The sequence below is a fragment of the Rhizobium sp. PP-CC-3G-465 genome (assembly GCF_004343445.1).
GTDB classification, from domain to species: Bacteria; Pseudomonadota; Alphaproteobacteria; order Rhizobiales; family Rhizobiaceae; genus Ferranicluibacter; species Ferranicluibacter rubi.
In genome coordinates this window covers 316,138-334,928 of sequence record NZ_SLYH01000002.1, presented here as the reverse complement: position 1 = coordinate 334,928, position 18,791 = coordinate 316,138, and the positions used below count along the sequence as shown (strand labels likewise).

The following is an 18,791-nucleotide window of genomic DNA, read 5'->3' as shown; positions in this document are numbered from 1 at the left end:
TGCGGGGAGACCCCGGTTGGACGATTCGACATTGCCATGGGCCGGCATTGCACGGCTGGTGCTTCACTCTGACGACGGTGAAGCCTCCGGTTCGTCCATCGACGTCAGCACGTTGCCGACGGATGCGCTGTCCGTCGAGCAGATGGAGCTGTTCCAGTCGTGGCTGAGCGATCACGAGACGGTTCGGGCGGAACGCTTCCTGCATGCTGATGACCGCCGCGATTTTGTCGCGGCCCATGCCCTGCTGCGCTTCCAGCTACACCGGCATTTTCCGGACTTGCCGTTTCCGGCACGCATCGGGGCCGATGGGCAAGGCGGCAAGCCCCGTCTTCTTGCCGGCCACGACAGCGACGGCGCCGCAGTCGATTTCAATATCAGCCACACCCGAGGGATGGTGGCCTGCGTGACCGCAGGAGACCATGACGTCGGCATCGATTGCGAGCCTCTCGCCCGCACAGTTGACGCGGGTCTCGCAGAGGTCTGTTTTTCCGAGCTGGAGTGCCGCTGGCTGAAGACACAAAGCTCCCTAACGCCCTCCAGCGCGTTTCTCCATCTCTGGACATTGAAGGAAGCGGTGACCAAAGCGCTCGGCACGGGATTGGCGATCGATCTGAAGACGTTTTCCGTCCTGCCCTTTCCGCCCCGGATCATGGAACCCTCGCCGGAGATCGGAGCGCATCGCCGCTGGTCCTTCCGGCAATGGGTGTCAAACGACGGGTTCATCGTGGCCATGGCGGCGCGGAGCAGGAACGGACAACCCGAGCATCTCTGAACCAAGCGCCGGCATGGCGTTTCCTATAGGTCCCGCATCAGCAACCAAAGCATATACAGCCCGCCCACACTGACCGTCACGATACCGACGGGAATGCTGAGCGGGCTGAAAAGGTGCTGTGCGATCGCATCTGCGGCGAGCAGGAGAAGCGCGCCCGTCGCGCTCGACGCAGCCAGGGTCATCGAACGGGTCCGGCACAGGCGCTGCGCAATCTGCGGTGCGGCAAGAGCGATGAAGACCACGGGCCCGATCGATGCCGTTGCGGCGGCAACGAGCATGACGGCCACCACCATCAGCCATAACCGTGCCCTCGTGACGGCAAGACCGAGCGCCCCTGCCATGTCATCGCCCATTTCCAGGATGCGGGCGCGCCGGGCAAGACCGAAACACAGGACCATACCGGCGATGCACGCCACCGTTGACGGGACGGCCCGTGACCATGTCATGCCGTTGAGCGATCCTGCGCCCCACAAGGCTGCGCTCATGACGGTTTCCAGGCCGCCCGTCACCACCAGCCAGGTATTGAAAGCCGTCAGCATGGCGCTGACGGCAATGCCGATCACGATCAGCCGGAAACCCTGTATGCCCTCCTTCCAGGCGAGAAGATAAACCACGATCGCGGTCGCCAGACCGCCGCCAAGGGCACCCAGTGTGATGGCGATCTGATCGCCCCGCAGGACGATGATCGTCACGAGAACGCCCGTATAGGCGCCGGTATTGAACCCGATGACGTCGGGACTGCCAAGCGGATTGCGAATGAGGGACTGGAAGACGGCACCGCTCGTGCCAAGCGCGGCTCCGATGACGAGCGCCATCGTGATGCGTGGCAGCCTCCAGTCGACAACGATCATGGCAATGCGGGGTGCGGCCCGCCCGGTCAGCGCCGACATGATATCGGCAAGGGTGAGCGGCAAGGTGCCGAGCTGCAATGCGAAAACCGCAAGGGAGAACGCCGATACCATCAAGAGGCTGGAAACGATCACATGCCTCAGTTGCACGCGGATATTGAAGCGTCCGTCCAGATTGCCGAGAAGAAGCGTTCGACGGTGCAAGGGCTTCACCGGAGAGCTGCCCGGCCGGCCATGCGTCCCCGCGCCAGCAGGATGAGGACCGGCGCGCCAAGAAAGGCCGTGACGATGGAAACGCGCAATTCTCCCACCGCGATCAGACGCCCGGCAATATCGGAACACAAGAGCAGTATGGCAGCATAGAGAAAGGAAAACGGCAGCATCCAGCGCAGGTCCGGCCCTACGGCCCAGCGCGCAATATAGGGGATCATCAAGCCGACAAAACCGATGGGGCCCGTCACGGCCGTGACGGTCCCGGACAAGAGAGCCACCGTCAGAAGCGTTGCCGCCTGCGTCTTCACCGGCGTGGTTCCCAGAAGCGCTGCGGTATCCACCCCCATTTCCAACGCATTGACCGAGCGGGCCAGCGCCAAAGCAAGGATGCATCCGACGCAAATCAGGGGGATGGCTGCAAGGACGAGCGTGAGGTCGCCGACATCCAGGGAGCCGGCCATCCAGAAGCGCATACGGTCGAACACATGCGGCTGCAGCAGGGCGATTGCCGACGATATGCCGCTCATCATCGCGCCGACCGTCAAACCCGCAAGGACGAAGCGCAAGGGATCTGGCCGTGCTGCGCCCTTGACACTGATCAGATGCACGAGCAGCGCGGTAAGCAAGGCTCCGGCGAAACTATACGCAAACAGGCTGTAGGGTTGGGTGATGCCGGCAAAGGCAAAACCCAAGGTCACCGCAAGACCGGCTCCGGCATTCACGCCGATGATACCGGGATCGGCAAGCGGATTGCGCGTCAATGTCTGCATCAGCGCACCGGATATACCGAGCGCCGCGCCGCCGAAAATGCCGATCAAGGCGCGCGGCAGGCGCGACTGCAGGACAATGGTTGCTTCCGGTCCCCTCAACGTGCCGAATAGGCTCTCGATCACCACATCCATCGGCAAGGGCTTGGCGCCGATGCCGAGACTGGCCATGAATACCGCCAGCAGAACAACGAGACCGATACCGAGCCAGAGAAGCCGGCTCCTGCGCGACGCATTCACTGGACGACGCGGTCTGTCGCAAGGATATCGCCAACGGGCTCCTCATCCGCGGCCGTGACGCTTTTCGACAGGGTCCGCAGGCTGCGGAAACCGACGCTCATGGCGACGCCGATCAGGAAGACGCCGCTGCCGAACCAGAAGACCGATACCATGGGCGCAAGCACGCGCGAAAGGCTGCCCATCGCGATCGAACCGCCGGGATCGCCGACGACATCTTGTGCGGCCCAGAGGCTGTTGACGCGGCCAAGCATCTGGTCCGGGGTATGCGTCTGCACCAGGGTATACTGCATCAGAGAGGCGATGGAGCCGAGATAGCCGAACACCACGAGGATGCACACTGCGGGGACGAGGTGGCCGACCAGACCGATCGACGCCAACAGCGCCGATGCGCCGCAAACGCAGCCGAGCAGCAATTGGCCAGGCAGGGGGAAGCGGCCGACCCAGCTACTGGTGAAGGCTCCGATCATGGCGCCGAGCGGCACTGCCGAATACATCAGGCCGATACCCATCGATCCCGCACCGAAATTTTCGGCGATCGAGGGAAACATCACGCGGATGGCGCTCAAGGCCGATTGAAGCGTGCCGACGGCGATAACGGCGCCGACGATCCTGTTCTGGCCGAGGAAGGCAAACCCATCGATCATGGCCCGCAGCGGGTGCTCGTCGCCGCGCTCTCCCGGCAGCAGGGTCGGCAGCCGGAAAAGCGGGATCAGGGTTCCCAGTGTTCCGAGGCCGGCGATGAGGTAATTCCAGCTGACATCGGCGGACGCTATGATCAGGCCACCGATCAGCGGTGCGAGGATGGCGCCGAACCGGACCGTCAGCATCGACAATGCACCCGCGGCCGGCAGATTTTCGCGTCCGACAAGCGTCGGGATAGCGGCCATCAGCGCGGTCATTCCGATCGCGCCGAAGAAACCGTCCCAGAGAGAAACAAGATAAAGCGCTGCGAGCGAGGGTTCGCTCAGAAAGCCATTAAGAGCAAGCAGCAGAAAACCGACACCGCACAGGCCGCGCGCCAAAAGGATCAGGCGCCGCCTGTCATGAAGATCTGCCAGGACACCACCGGCCAGCAATCCGATGAACATGCCGATGCCGTCGAGAGCGATGACGATGCCGACCTGCAAGGCCGATCCCGTCAACTGATGGATCTGAACCGGCACCGCCACGGTGAGAATACCGAGAGCGATCACCGACATCATCCGCGCTGCGAAAACGGCGCGGAAATTCGCATTGTGTTTCAGCAGGCTGAAATCGACGAAGATAGAAGAGGCCATGGACGGTATCGCACCTTATGCGGCGGTTTGAGAAGGGATCCGACGATCGTGCGTCAGCCGAAAAGCCGCGTCAGCCGATCCAGCATGTGAGACGCGCTGTAGTAGTCGAGGCGGAACGTATCGGTTCCCACGGCATAGACACGCTTGCCGGAAACGGATCGGATATGCTGGAGGAATTTATTGGCACTGAGCTGATCGACGACACGGTCGTCGGCTGCGAACAAAAGCAGCGTTTCACCATTCAGGCCGTCGGCGAACTGTTCGCCCGAAAGCTGGATGATGTCGCTGCGAACACCCATGGTCGTCATGGTGTGCAAACCGGGCGGGATGGCCGCCAGCTCGAAACCGAGAGACATAAGAAGCTTCCCCTGAGCGGAGGCTGCCGTCCAGACATTCGCGCCGGAATCGTCTTCGTAGTAGACCGCCGCGGTGGTCGGCTGGGGCGGCAGGCGAAGGCTCTTGGCTGTCGCGACGACGCGCCTGTCGAACGCGTCGATGACGGCGGCGGCTTGCGCCTCGCGGTCCGTTGCGGTGGCTAGCAGCAGCGCTACCTCCTGCCAGCTCTTGTCATCGTAGTTGACGACGAGCGTCGGTGCGATCTGGCTGATCTGGTCGTAGAGGCGCAGCGCACTGTCGCCCCCCGTGGCCGACATGACGATCAGATCCGGTGCCGCCGCCATGATGGCTTCTACATCGGGTTCGGCGCGATAGAGCGGCAAAATGCCTCTCTCGTGGGCGACATCGGCCCACTGGGTGAAGAAGCCGGCGCTGTCGGCAACCGTCGCCATGTTGTTGGTGGCAGAGCTGGCGATCAACGGTGCATCGATGGCAAGCAAGGTCCCGGTCAGGGTGACGCTCGTCGAGACGATCCGCTGCGGTTTGGCGTCGAGCGTGATCTCACCCTTCGGGGTGTGGATGGTGCGCGACCACGGACCATCGGACGCGCCAGCTGCTCCCATGTCCCAGGCCGCAAGCATTCCACTTCCAGCCGCCAGCAGGAATGAGCGACGTTTCCACAGCGATGAAAAGACGGGCATCCCGGATTACCTGCGCTTGTATTTCGGCAAGATGCCGTAGGTTTTCTTGAAGGCCGTCGTAAAATTGGACGGCGTGTTGTAGCCGGCCAGATAGGCAGCCTGGCCAATGGTCGCCCCCTCGCGCTCCAGCGCTTCGTAGGCACGTTCAAGCCGGCTCCGGCGGATGAATTCGAAGACGGTCAGACCGAAATGCTCTTTGAAATGGCGTTGAACGGACGAGACGCTGCCCCCGCTCTCACGGGCAATCGTCTCGATGGTCAGGTCCTCGCCCAGATTGGCCAGAATGTAGTTGTAGACCCGCTCGCTCTGACGCGCGCTCGACAGCTGCGGGCCCTGGCGCTCCGCCTTGCGGGCTGCAAGCTCCGCGCATGTCAGAGACATGAGCTCGAAAGCGCGCGAACTGCGGAACAGCGTGCGCATTTCGCCCTGCATGGCTGTTGGCGGGCTCATCAGCTGTTCCGCCAGCGTCAGGATGTGACGGCTGGCGTCGATGCGGAAATTGGCCAGATGCGCCGACAGGAAATTCTGGAGTGCCGGCACGCCGTCCGTCTGTGCGCTGATCAGCCAGTTCATCCACGACAAGGGTGCCGATATCATGATCTTGCGCAGAGGGACCTTGCTGGCATCGATGAATTTCAGCTTGGAAGCACGGGCCACATTCAGTACGAACACGAACGGCGCGCAGGCTTCGCCGTAGCCCGCATCGATCCGAAACGACACATCGTCGACGATGAAATGCTGGGCGCCCTGCAGCAAGATCATGACGATGAATTTCGGCAGGATGTCCTGCGTTTCGGTATCGGACGTGCATGCGGTCGCACCCTCGATCGTGCCGACGAACAGAGGCTGCGGGATATTCAGATTCATCGAGACGTGCTGCATTCCTCAGGCCTTACCAGAAAACTTCACTTGCAAATGACCCGCGCTTTCGCACTGCCGTTTGAACAATGTTTTTTGCCGTTTGCCCAAAACCTGCTTGGTCGACAGCCTTCTTAGCATCGGATACATGACAATAATAGTCAAGTTTATCGGGGTGATGTGAACCCCGACGGTGATGGGGACCTTGTCGATGCTGCGCCTTTTCAAACGTCGTTATTTTTCCAGTTCGGCTGTGCTGCTCGTAATGGCTGGGAGTGCCTTGGGCAGTGCCGCCTCTGCGCAGGACAGTGAGCCTGCGACCGTTCTCGAGCAAATCACGGTCCGTGGCGAAAAAGGCGACGGTCCGGTCGATGGCTACGCTGCCAAGCAAAGCAAGGCGGGAACCAAGACCGATACGCCTTTGATCAAGACCCCGCAGTCGGTCGCGGTGGTCTCCAAACAGCAGATGCAAGACATGGATGTGCAGTCCGTCGCGGAATCGCTGCGCTATACGCCGGGGGTGATCACCGAATATCGCGGCGCATCCAACCTCAACGATGAAATGTTCGTACGCGGATTCTACTACGTTCCCCGTTATCTCGACGGCCTGTTCTTCGGCTCCGGGCTTTCCTATTCGAAGCTCAATCCCGATCTGCTGGAGCGCGTCGAGCTGCTGTCCGGTCCGTCGTCGGTCCTCTACGGGCAGGCGAACCCCGGCGGCCTGGTCAATATGGTCAGCAAGAAGCCGACCGACACGCCGCTGCATGAAGTGGAACTGACCGCTGGCAGCAGAGACCATGTCGGGGCTTCCTTCGATGTCAGCGACAAGGTTCCGGCCTCGGACTCGCTATCCTACCGCCTTGTCGGGACGGGTCTCACGACGCAGCTGCAGGAGGATTTTACGAAGCAGAGAGCCTTTGCGATCGCGCCTTCCGTCACCTGGGCGCCGAGCGATCAGACGACATTGACGATCCTCGGCGGCTATCAGAACGAGCCCCACGCCGGCTTCCGCAACTTCCTCGATGCCGCCGGTACGGTTACCCCCATCGCGGGCTATGGCTACGTGTCACGCGACTTCTTCGTCTCCGATCCGGATTACGAGCGCTTCACGCGAGAACAGGCATGGATCGGCTATGAATTCGAGCACGAGATCAACGACACCTTTACGGTTCGCCAGAATGCGCGATACCAGTCGACGCAGTATGAGCAGAATACGCTCGTATGGGGCTACACGAGTCCCGATCCCGTCACCGGTTTCAATACGATCGTCAACCGCGTCGCCAGCGGCGGTACCGACAAGGTCGATCAGTTCGTGATCGACAACCAGCTGCAGGCCGATTTCGATACGGGCGCTGCGCAGCATACCCTGCTTGCCGGTCTTGATTATCGCGATGTCAGCCGGGAATATCGCTGGGGGCGCAACTGGGCCGTGCCGACGATCGATCTGACCAATCCTCGATACGGTGGTATCGACTATGACGCGCTGGTCCTGAACCCGTCGTCGCGCGAGGACACGAAGGCAAAGCAGGCGGGCCTTTACCTTCAGGATCAGATCGAGATCGGCAATTTCAATCTGTCGGCTGGCGGACGTTACGACTGGGCCAAAACGGATATCGATGACCTGCTGGGAAGCAACGACCAGGCTTACACCGATAACGCCTTCACATGGCGCGCCGGCACCATCTACAATTTCGACAATGGCATAGCGCCCTACGTCAGCTATTCCACGTCTTTCGAGCCTTCCTTGACGGCTCCAGGTCTGGGGCAGGATGCCTTCAAACCGACGACCGCCGAGCAGGTCGAGGTTGGCGTGAAGTACGCGCCGGAAAACAGGAACATCGTCCTGACGGCCGCCTATTACGATCTGACGCAAAACGACGTCGTCTTGGGCAAGTGGGACAGCAGCCTTGGCCAAAGCGTCTACTCGCAGATCGGCAAAATTCACAATCGCGGTCTGGAACTGTCAGCCCGTGGCGAGGTGAATGAAAATCTCTCCCTGATCGCGAGCTACGCTTACCTCGACTCTGAGATCGTCGACTCCGTCGAAACGGACACGCTTGGCAAGATGCCGGCCCGTGTTCCCAGACACCAGGCCGCGCTTTGGGCAACACACGCCTTTGCAAGCGGCCCTCTGAACGGTTTCACCGCCGGTGCTGGCGTACGCTACATCGGAAAGAGCTGGGGCGACGACCAGAATCGCTTCTCCGTGGATGCGGCAGCCCTCGTGGATGCCTCTCTGAGCTATGATTTTGCGGCACTCAATCCTGACTGGAATGGGACGTCGCTCAAGATCAACGTGAAGAATCTGGCGAACAAGACCTTCGTGGCATCCTGCGCCAATTCGACCGCCTGCTTCTATGGCGAAGGCCGGACCGTGACCGCCACGCTCAAGCGCACATGGTAGTCGAACGCACGCCCAAGACCCCTGCAAGAAGACAGAGCCATGCGTAGAGAAGCATCATCGCAATCGCCGGCTGCCTTCGACACGGCAGCCCCGACCTTCAACGACCGGGCACCGCAAACCGCCGTGTTGCTCGGCGCACCGGATCGGGGCGACGCTGAATGGTGGCGCCGGGTCGAGGCGGGTCCAGCGCCCTTGATCGAACCCGTCGCCGATGGTGCAGCCTGCGTGACGTTCCTGTGGCGTGACGGCCAGGGTTGCGAACGGACGTCGCCGATAGAACGGGTCTATGCGGATGTGAATTCCGTGACGGATCATCACAGTTTCACGCCGCAAAGCCTGGAGCGTATCGGCGGGACGGATATCTGGTTCTGGCAGGTCGAGTTGCCCATGGACTGGCGCGGCACCTATGGATTCATCCCCGTGGATGCCGCTCGGCGGCCACCGGCGGTGCCAAGCGATCCCCATGCGAAGGACCGGCTGCAACGGGCATGGTGGTGTTCCATCCTCCCGCTCGCCATTGCCGATCCCTTGAACCCGCTGACGGCGCACACCCTCGGCCGCCGCATACCCGTTTCCCCCATGCATCTGCCGGACGCGCCCAATTATGACCTGTGGCACGGGATAGATTCCGGACGGCCCCTCCCGACAGGGGCACGCGACCTGATCGAGATCGAGTGGGTCAGTCGGGTCCAGAACAAGCGGCGCAAGATCTGGATCTACATCACCGGCGATGAGCAACGTGTGGTCCCGGCCGACGGTTATGCCCTGGTGCTCCTGCTCGACGGCAGCAACTGGGTCGAGCAGACCCCGATCCATCCTGTGCTCGACTTGGAGACGGCCAGTGGTCGTCTACCCCCCGCCGTCTACGTCTTCATCGATGCGATCGACGGTGACAATCGCAACGAGGACCTGCCCTGCAATCCCGCCTTCTGGCAGGCAGTCCGGGATGAATTGCTGCCGCTTGTGGCCGATATCGCGCCTGTTACCGCCGATCCCGCGCGCAGTGCCGTGATCGGACAGAGCTATGGCGGGCTTGCCGCCGTTTATGCCGGTTTTTGCATGCCCGATCGTTTCGGGCTGATCCTCAGCCAATCCGGTTCGTTCTGGTGGCCCAATTTCGATGCGTTGCGCTCGTCGCAAAATCAGGCGGAACGGCGCGACGCGGCCAGAACCGGATGGTTGATGAAACAGGTCGAGGCGGGCATCCCGATACCGGGCACCCCACCGGGGAACCGGCTGCGCGTGTTCATGGAAGTCGGACGCCGCGAAGACGACATGATCGATGCGAGCGACGCGATGGATGCCGCACTCGGGCAGGCCGGGCACGACGTCTTCTACCGGCAGTTCGAGGGCGGCCATGACGGTCTCTGTTGGCGCAACGGCCTGATCGACGGATTGCGTTGGCTTTTTGCCAAGCCGTCGTCCAGCGAAGGTCGTTCACCCGGCAAAGACAACAGTCAAAAGAGGATGCCATGAGGTCAGATGACATCAATCCATTCGACGACGAGAACAGCACGTTTCTCGTGCTGCGCAATAGGCATGGCCAATATAGCCTATGGCCCGATTTCGCGCCCGTCCCTGCCGGATGGGGCGTCGAGGCGGGCCCCGACAGCCACGCTTTTTGCGTCGCGTTCGTGGAAGAGCACTGGGGGCCGGCATTGAGGCCCGGCACCATTGCCGTCGAACGGCAGCTCCCCGGGCATTGATCACGAGCAGGACTGGCGTTCCCCAGGCGCGCCATTCGTCAAGCCGGCTCAACAGCGTCAGGCAGGCTCCGAAAGACGACGGCGCGCGATGTCTCCGCGCCGGGCAACGACCGTGAAGACGGGCACAAACGCATTGTGAGAAAGCCATCATGACCATCGCAGCCATCGGTTCGTCGCGCTCCGATACATCCGATCAGGCCTCTGTCCTGACGTTGCCGCTTACCGCAGCACAGCCGGGCATATGGTTTGCGGGTCAGATCGAACCGGAAGCGCAGACGTTCGTCGTCGCGCATTATGCCGATATGCAGGGCGCCATCGATATGGCGCTGCTGCGCCGGGCCATTCGAACCGGGCTGGCAGAGGCAGACACGATCCATGCGCGTTTCTCGGATGGCGACGGAGAGCCAACGCAAAGCTGGCCCCGGGAACGCGCGATTGAAACCATTGCCGAACCTGATGTCCTCGATCTGGCTGACGAGGCCGATCCGATTGCCACCGCACACGCGATCATGCGCGAAGATCTCGACAACACGCCGGCTCCCGGCAGCGACGGGTTGCTCTATCGTCATATCCTGCTGAAGGTCGCAAACGACCGCTGGTTCTGGTTTCAGCGCTACCAGCATCTGTGCGTCGACGGCTACAGTTTTGCCGCGCTGACCCGGCGCATCACGCAGATCTATGCGGCCCTGGTGAATGGGCGGACACCGGACGCCAATCCATTTACGTCCTTTGCCGCAGTCGTCGAGGAATATCGCGCCTACTCCGCTTCGGAAACCTGCGAACGCGATCGCGCTTTCTGGGCGCGCTATCTGGACGACACCGACGCTCCGACGACGCTTGCCGCGACGGGCGGCGTGGTTCGTCAAAGCACTGAAAATCTCGACGTTCTTCGTCTCCACTTCCAGCTTGACGCATCCGTCCTTGCACGGCTCGTCACGCCCAGCCAGCGCTACCGGGTCGTTCCACCCGAAATCGTCATGACGGGGATCCTCGCCTATTGCCAGCGGATAACCGGGAACAACACCGTGATTGTCGGCGTGCCCTTCATGCGGCGGATGGGGTCCGTTGCCATCAATGCTGTCGGGCCGGTCGTCAATGTCCTGCCCGTCAAGCTGGTGCTGGACGATGCGCTCAGCTTCGGCGAACTTGCGCAGCGTTTCTCCGAGGAACTCAGGCGCGTTCGCAAGCATCAGCGCTACGATGCGGAACAGGTGCAACGCGATCTCGGCCTGGTCGGTTCGGGGCGAGGCCTGTACGGGCCGACGGTCAATTTCAAGGTGTATGACGGCGAACTGGCACTGCCCGGCGTCAGATTCACGACGCATGTTCTGGCTGCGGGGCCCGTGGAGGACGTGGAATTCGGTCTGTGGTATGAGGGCGATGCGCTGACCATCGAGCTGTCAGGCAACCCGGCACGCTACACGACTGACGCTCTGACCTCGCATCGCGATCGCCTTGACGCCTTCCTGCGCGAACTGATCGATCATATCGACGAACCGGTCGCCGCGTCGCAGCTGCTCGGGCTGGATGAAAAGACGTTTATCGCGACATGGGCTCACGGGCCGGATATCCAGCGCCCGCCGCAGGTTCTGACCATACTGGACATATTCCAGCGGAATGCCGTCCGGCATGCCGACCAGACGGCCATTGTCGATTGCATGACACAGCTGGACTTCCAGGCGTTGTCAGCCGCTGTCGCAAGGCTCGGCCGTTTTCTGATCGAACGCGGCATCGGCCCCGGCGATGTCGTCGCCACAGCCTTGCCGCGTCGTGTCGAAGCCATCGTCGCCCTACTCGGCGTCATGGCTGCCGGTGCGGCCTGGATGCCGCTCGATCCGGACTATCCGGCTGACCGCCTGTCACTGATGTGCGCCGATGCCAAACCCGTGTTGCTGCTGAGCCGGCGGAGTTTAGGCGCGGCGATTACAAACAACACATCAAGGCTTTATCTCGACGATCCGACCGTGATCGGCAACATCGCACGCCAATCATCGCGAGCGATAAACGATACCGATCGTATCCACCCGCTCGCAGGCCATGACCTTGCCTATATCATCTATACGTCGGGATCGACCGGAACGCCCAAGGGCGTGATGGTCCCACATCGGGGTCTGCTCAATCTTTTGCTGTCGCATGAAGCCGGACTGTTCGGTGACATCATCCACAAGGTCGGATCACGGCGCGTAAGAGCCGGACACGCCATGTCGCTCGCGTTCGATTCATCGTGGGAGCAGATCATCTGGATGCTGCTCGGTCACGAGCTGCATCTGTGCGACGAGGAACAGCGGCGTGACGCACAGGCGCTCGTCGAGCTGATTGTCGAGCAACGGATCGATACGCTCGACGTGTCACCGTCGATGCTGCAGCAGCTTATCAATTCCGGTCTGCTCGACCATAAACAGCGGCCGGTGATGATTCAGGTCGGCGGCGAAGCGGTGCCGGCGGCGCTGTGGCGCGAACTGCGTCGGCATCCAGATATTCATTTTCACAATTTCTATGGCCCTACGGAATATAGCGTCGATGCGCTGAGCGCCGGTATCGCCGAGGCAGATGTCCCGGTGATCGGCCGTCCCGTTGCCAACACCAACGTCCATATTCTGGACGGCCGGCTGCGGCCTGTTCCCGTGGGTGTGACGGGCGAACTCTACATCGCGGGCGTGGGACTGGCGCAGGGCTACCTCGGTCGTGCCGGTCTGACGGCAAGCCGTTTTGTCGCCAATCCGTTCAAAGACGGAACATGCATGTACCGGACCGGCGACCTGGCACGCTGGCGATCCGATGGGCACGTCGACTACGTCGGACGCAGCGACCATCAGATCAAGCTGCGCGGCTTCCGGGTGGAACCCGGTGAAATCGAGCATGCGATATCGGCACTGCCGGGCGTTACAGCAGCCCTTGTCCTTGCAGAAACGTTTGAAACCGGCATCCGGCTTCTGGCCTGGTTCACCGGGAGCACTGACGAGACCGCGGTGCTGGCCGCGCTGACACGCAGCCTGCCGGACTATATGGTCCCCTCCAGCGTGCGCAAGCTCGAGGCCTGGCCGCTCAACGTCAACGGCAAGATCGAGCGCAAAGACCTGCCGCGTCCCAGACAGCAGACCCTCGCCGGCGACATTGCCGTTTACGCCGATGACGATGAAAAACGGATCTGCAAAGCCATTGCAGCCGTGATCGGCCTGGATTCCGTGCGTGCGGCCGACGACTTCTTCGCGCTCGGTGGCGACAGCATCAGTGCAATGGCGTTGTGCGGAAACTTGCGAAAGGCCGGGTTCATCCTGCGTCCGCGCGATGTCTTCGGACTGCGGCGTGCCGACCGCATGAAAACCGCCTTGCAGCCCCTGGACATGCAACCGCCGTTGCGCGCCGCCGACGTCGAAGGCGATGTTAGCAGCCTGCCGATCGTAAAGTGGTATGCCGAGACGCACGGCCTGCAAACGCGCTTTGCCCAGGCCGTGCTGTTGCGCGTGCCGGCAGGACTGACCCGCATGTCGATCGAACGCGGACTGGAGGCGCTGTTTCGCGCGCATCCGGCACTGCATGCACGAACGACAGCCACGGGCCTGACCATCGCGCCGTTGGCGCCGGACTTCAGTGCGGCATCGCTGTTGCGCGCGATGGACCGTTTTGCGCACGAACCGCAAGTGATGATCGAGGAGGCTGAAGCAGCCTTTACTGCCGCCGGTGCGCGCCTTGATCCTGCGGCAGGGGTCATGCTGCAAGCGGTCCATTGGCCGGCCGGCGGCGCCGACGGCTGGGTGATGCTGGTTGTCCATCATCTCGTCGTCGATGGCGTGTCCTGGCGAATTCTGCTCGCCGAGTTCGAGACCGCATGCCGCGCCGTCATGGCCGGAACGGTGCCGTTCATCGCACGCGAGGAAGCTTCGATCCGCGACTGCGCGAATTTGCTGGCACAGCAGGTTCCGGCGCGCCGGAGCGAGCTGCCTCTCTGGCGCACCATGCTCGCGGAGACGTCCGGTTTCATGCCCCGACGGCTGGATGCCGCGCATGATACGTACGGCACCGCGCGTCGTCGGCGCACCCTCATCGATACCGATCTGACCCAGCTTCTGCTGCAGGAACTGCCTGCGGCTTACCGGGCGACCGTCGAGGAAACGCTCCTCGCAGCGGTCACGCGCGCCTTCGCACAGACATTCCGCGTGGAGCGGTTACGCGTCGCGATGGAATCGCATGGTCGCCACCCGATCGACGACCGGATCGACCCCAGCCGGACGATCGGCTGGTTGACCGCAGAATATCCGGTTGTGTTCGACATGGCGCAGGCGGGTGACCTGCCCGGTGCGGTTCGCGCCGTCAAGCAAGGCTTACGGCAGATTCCGGATCATGGGATCGGCTTCGGCATTCTGCGCTACCTCGATGCGGACACCGGCCCCGAGCTTGCCGCCCGCGAAGCCGAACATCCGCCCGAACTGTTGTTCAACTATCTCGGCCGCTTTGTCGCCCGCGACGGCCATTGGGCACCGCAAGCGATCGGCGGGCGTTTTGCCGATGCCTTCGCCGTCGATGTCGATGCGGGCATGAAGCTCATGCATGGCGCCGAAATCAACGCGTTCGTGGAGGAGACGGCAGCCGGTCCGCAGCTTGCCATCAACTGGACATGGGCGAACGGTCTCTTCGACGAAAGCGTCATCGACATCCTGCATGGTGCAATAGCCGCCAATATCTCGGCTCTGGCCGACACCGCCTGGGGACGTCCCAGCCTTGCCGCAGATACGCTCGTTGCCGCCGACACGCCGGGCCTGACCGGCGATGAGCTTTGCGCTCTGCGCGAACGGCATGGTCCATTGGCCGACGTCCTGCCGCTCCTGCCTTTGCAGGAAGGGCTGCTGTTCCATACCCAGCTGCAGGAAACGGCAAGCCGGTACAATTCGATCACGCGGATCGATCTCGCAGGCGCGCTCGATGTCGTACGCCTGCAAAGGGCCCTCGACGGGGTTCTTTCCCGCTACCCGCAACTGGCCGGGCACTTCGAGGCGGGATTGCAATGCGGATCCTGGCAGGTGCTGCCGCTCGATCCGGGTCGCTGGCCGCTGGAAACACACGATATCCGTGGAGAGGCCGACAGGGAGGAGGCCCTGCGGCGGATTGAACAGCGCGAGTTGGGCCGCGAGTTCTCCCCTGTCGAAGGTCGGCTTTTCCATGCCAGCCTGGCCCGTCACGGGGAGAACCACACCCTCTTCATCAACGTGCATCACCTTGTCATCGACGGCTGGTCGACGCCGGTTTTGCTGCGTGACCTCCTGGCCGCGTATGAAAACGGGCCGCAGACGCTGACACCGACACGCATCCCCTATGCCGACGTCATCAATGCCTTGTCGGCGCGGGATCTTGGCCCGGCGCGCGCGGCCTGGGCGAACATGCTCACTGACGCGCGGCCGACACTCCTGTTCGGAACAGCCGCGGCTTCGCCGGATGTGCACGAAATAGACTTCATCGTCCCGGAAGCTCTCGAGGCCGCCTTGCTGGCACGTTGCCGCGAAAATGGCTTGACGCTGAACACGTTGATGCAAGGCGTGTGGGGGGCGGTGCTGTCTCTTCTGACCGGCCGAAGAGACGTGCTGTTCGGCACACCGGTCTCCGGGCGCTTCAGCCCCATCGACGGCATTGACGAGCATATCGGTCTGTTCAGCAACACGGTCCCGGTCCGCATTCGCCTCGATCCGCGCCAACCGCTTCTGCAGCAACTTGCCGCCTCACAGGCGGCTCAAGGTGCGATGCTGGAACATGACGGGCTTGGTTTGGCCGACATACAGCAGATCGCCGGTGGCGCCACCCTGTTCGATACGCTTCTTGTCAGTGAAAATTATCCGCAGACCGACGCCGTAATAGGCCATGACTATGCCGGCGTAACGATAACCGGACTGAACAATCGCGGCCATACGCATTATCCGCTGACGCTGATGGTGCTTCGTGAAGAGAGGCTGCGGCTGCTGATCGAGTATCGCGATCTGTTGCGAGACCCGGAACAGCTGATGACCCGCATCAGAATGCTGCTCGATCACCTGGCCTATGACGGCGAAAAACCGTGGTCGCAGTTTTCTCCGCTTCTTCCGGCCGAGCAGGCCCTCATCGACGCGACCAATGCGACGGACATGGCCTTACCCGATGAAACCTTGCGCGACCGGCTGATCCGCCAGGCGACGGTTACCCCGGATGCGATCGCACTGGCCGACGAAAACCATTCCCTGACCTATGCGCAGGTCCGCCATCAGGTGCGGCATCTGGCCATGCGGATGCAGGCAGATGGCGCCGGTCCCGGCACGATCGTTGCGGTCGCATTGCCACGTTCGGTTCTGCTGACGATTGCCCTCCATGCGGTGATCGACGCCGGCGCTGCCTATCTGCCACTGGATACCGGCTATCCGGACGAACGGCTGGGCATGATGATCGGCGACGCGCAGCCCAAGCTGATCATCACGGCCGCCGCAATGGCGCATCGCTTCGACCATCTCGGCACAACGCTGCATGTCGATACGCTCGCTGAAGAGGACGCTACCGCTGCCTTTGCACCCTTGAGCCCGTTGAAGCCGAGCGATCCGGCCTATCTCATCTACACGTCCGGATCGACGGGGCGACCAAAGGGTGTGCTGGTCTCGCACCGGGCCATTGTGAACCGGCTTGCATGGATGCAGGACGCGTACCCGATCGGCGGCACGGACGTCGTGCTTCAGAAGACACCGGCAAGTTTCGATGTGTCCGTATGGGAATTCTTCTGGCCGTCGATGGAAGGCGCGGCGCTCTACATGGCGCCGCCGGACGCGCACCGCGATCCCGCGGAACTCGCGCGCATTGTTGCTCGCGAACAGGTCACGGTCCTGCATTTCGTCCCCTCGATGCTCGCCGCGTTTCTCGAATGGTGTGAGGAGGATACCGATCTCCGCACACCGATGGCTGCAAGCCTGAGGCATGTCTTTTGCAGCGGCGAGGCCTTGCCCCGCGGCCTGGCGGACCGGCATCAGGCCCTGTTCGGAGCGGAGCTTCACAATCTGTACGGGCCGACGGAAGCGGCCGTGGATGTGACCTTCAAGCCTGCCGGAGAGCCGGGCGCTGCCTTGCCGAACGTTCCGATCGGACGCCCGGTCTGGAATACCCAACTGCGTATTCTGGACAGTGCGTTGCGGCCCGTACCGATCGACGTTCCGGGCGACCTCTATCTGTGCGGCGTACAGCTGGCGGACTATTATCTCGACCGGGCCGGATTGACGGCAACGCGTTTCGTCGCCGATCCCTTCGCCGACGGGCAGCGCATGTATCGTACGGGTGACGTTGCGCGCTGGCTTTCCAATGGCGATGTCGACTATCTCGGCCGCAGCGACGACCAGCTCAAAATTCGCGGACAGCGTATCGAGCTGGGTGAGATCGAGGCCGTGCTGACGGCACAACCGGGCATTGTCACCGCGGTGGTCAATCCCTGCGTCCTCGGAGCGGCCGTCACCGCCGGCGACGCCCGGCAGCTCGTGGCCTATGTCGTCACCGATGACGCCGGATTTGACAATATCGGGTTCAAGGAGACGCTCGCCTCTCTCTTGCCAGCGCACATGGTCCCGGCCCTGATCGTCCAACTGGATGCCTTGCCCCTCAGCCCGAACGGAAAGCTCGATCGGAAGGCACTCCCGATCCCAACGGTGGTTCCGCAATCCGGGCGGCGGCCGCTCCCCGGGCTGGAAAGCCTGATTGCCGTGGAGTTTGCAGCCATTCTGGAATTGCCGTCGGTCCAGGCCGACGACGATTTCTTCGATATGGGCGGTCACTCGCTTCTGGCGATGCGGCTTGCGTCAAAGCTGCGCGCCCGTCTCGGGCTTCCCCTGTCGGTCGGGCAGGTGATGATGGCGCCGAGCGTGGCCAGGCTGGCCAGGCTTCTTTCCACCCAGCCGGAAGACAGGACGCGTGCAGGCTTTGAAACGGTGCTGCGGTTGCGCAGCGGCACGGGTCATCCGCTGTTCTGCTTCCACCCGGCTTCGGGCTTTGCCTGGCAATATAACGGCTTTGCCCGCTACCTGCCTGCCGATCTGCCGGTCATCGGTCTGCAATCCCCCCGGTCGGACGGCGTCATTGCCACCAGCGCGAGCCTTGACGACGCCTGCCAACGCCATCTCGGAACGATCCGGGATCTCCAGCCGCAAGGCCCCTATCATCTGATCGGGTATTCGCTGGGTGGTACTTTGGCGCAGGGCGTGGCGGCGCGGTTGCGGGCCGTCGGAGAGGAGGTCGCGTTTCTCGGCCTGTTCGACACCTATCCGCCGGAAGGCCAGGACTGGAGCGGCAACACCGAAAACGAGGCCGGTGCGGAAGCGGACCGCGAGCGTGAACAGTTTGTCGCGGCGACAGAGGACGACGCCTTCGACGAAACCCTGCAGGCGGAGAAAACGGCGATGTTCACCGACATCGTCGCCAATTATGCCGATGCGGTAAAGCTGCTTGCCCACGGCAAAACCCCCTATTTCGACGGCAAGGCCGTGTTGTTCGTGGCAACGCGCACCTTGCCGCCCGACTGGGATGTCGAGGGTTCGTGGGCGGGGCGCCTGAAAGGCCTCGATATCCATGAGGTCGATTGCGCGCACGAGGACATCCTCACCCCCGAAACGCTCGTTGGACTGGGACCTTTGCTGGCAAAGCTCCTGTCCAGCGTAACATCGCTGGGATGATGGCTA

At 62.4% G+C, this 18,791-nt stretch carries 10 protein-coding genes; 5 read left to right on the top strand and 5 right to left on the bottom strand.

Going from position 1 to position 18,791, the window contains the following annotated elements; genetic code table 11:
- The first annotated feature begins 16 nt into the window (after window positions 1-16).
- Window positions 17-772, top strand: coding sequence for a 4'-phosphopantetheinyl transferase family protein (locus tag C8J33_RS13840; RefSeq protein ID WP_110802044.1), 756 nt, complete (start codon window positions 17-19; stop codon window positions 770-772).
- Window positions 773-795: 23 nt separating this feature from the next.
- On the opposite strand, the gene fepG is transcribed toward C8J33_RS13840, so the two are convergent.
- The 5 genes from fepG to C8J33_RS13815 all read right to left on the bottom strand — a co-directional run bounded on the left by fepG (window position 796) and on the right by C8J33_RS13815 (window position 6,021).
- The gene (gene fepG, locus C8J33_RS13835) at window positions 796-1,824 is read right to left on the bottom strand and encodes an iron-enterobactin ABC transporter permease (protein ID WP_245420170.1); all 1,029 of its coding nucleotides are present in this window, start codon (window positions 1,822-1,824) and stop codon (window positions 796-798) included.
- Window positions 1,825-1,829: 5 nt separating this feature from the next.
- Window positions 1,830-2,840 (bottom strand): iron chelate uptake ABC transporter family permease subunit, encoded by a 1,011-nt coding sequence (locus tag C8J33_RS13830; protein ID WP_110802045.1) that lies wholly within the window; start codon window positions 2,838-2,840, stop codon window positions 1,830-1,832.
- Window positions 2,837-4,117, bottom strand: a complete 1,281-nt coding sequence (gene entS, locus C8J33_RS13825) for an enterobactin transporter EntS (protein ID WP_132664647.1) — start codon at window positions 4,115-4,117, stop codon at window positions 2,837-2,839. Before entS ends, C8J33_RS13830 begins: the two co-directional genes overlap by 4 nt.
- 53 nt (window positions 4,118-4,170) lie before the next feature.
- Window positions 4,171-5,094 carry a Fe2+-enterobactin ABC transporter substrate-binding protein gene (gene fepB, locus C8J33_RS13820; RefSeq protein WP_245420171.1) on the bottom strand — a complete coding sequence of 308 codons (924 nt, stop codon included), beginning with the start codon at window positions 5,092-5,094 and terminating at the stop codon, window positions 4,171-4,173.
- 66 nt (window positions 5,095-5,160) lie between these two features.
- Window positions 5,161-6,021, bottom strand: a complete 861-nt coding sequence (locus tag C8J33_RS13815; RefSeq protein WP_245420172.1) for a helix-turn-helix domain-containing protein — start codon at window positions 6,019-6,021, stop codon at window positions 5,161-5,163.
- 202 nt (window positions 6,022-6,223) lie between these two features.
- Between C8J33_RS13815 and C8J33_RS13810 the strand changes: the two genes are divergently transcribed.
- From C8J33_RS13810 to C8J33_RS13795, 4 genes are all read left to right on the top strand, one after another.
- Window positions 6,224-8,416 carry a TonB-dependent siderophore receptor gene (locus tag C8J33_RS13810; RefSeq protein ID WP_132664646.1) on the top strand — a complete coding sequence of 731 codons (2,193 nt, stop codon included), beginning with the start codon at window positions 6,224-6,226 and terminating at the stop codon, window positions 8,414-8,416.
- A gap of 39 nt (window positions 8,417-8,455) precedes the next feature.
- Window positions 8,456-9,892 (top strand): enterochelin esterase, encoded by a 1,437-nt coding sequence (gene fes / locus C8J33_RS13805; RefSeq protein WP_110802049.1) that lies wholly within the window; start codon window positions 8,456-8,458, stop codon window positions 9,890-9,892.
- On the top strand, window positions 9,889-10,122 hold the full coding sequence (locus C8J33_RS13800; RefSeq protein ID WP_110802050.1) for an MbtH family protein: 234 nt from the start codon (window positions 9,889-9,891) through the stop codon (window positions 10,120-10,122). The genes fes and C8J33_RS13800 overlap by 4 nt, the downstream gene beginning before the upstream one ends.
- 149 nt (window positions 10,123-10,271) lie before the next feature.
- Entirely contained in the window at window positions 10,272-18,785 is an 8,514-nt protein-coding gene (locus C8J33_RS13795; RefSeq protein ID WP_132664645.1) for a non-ribosomal peptide synthetase, read from the top strand.
- Window positions 18,786-18,791 lie beyond the last annotated feature (6 nt).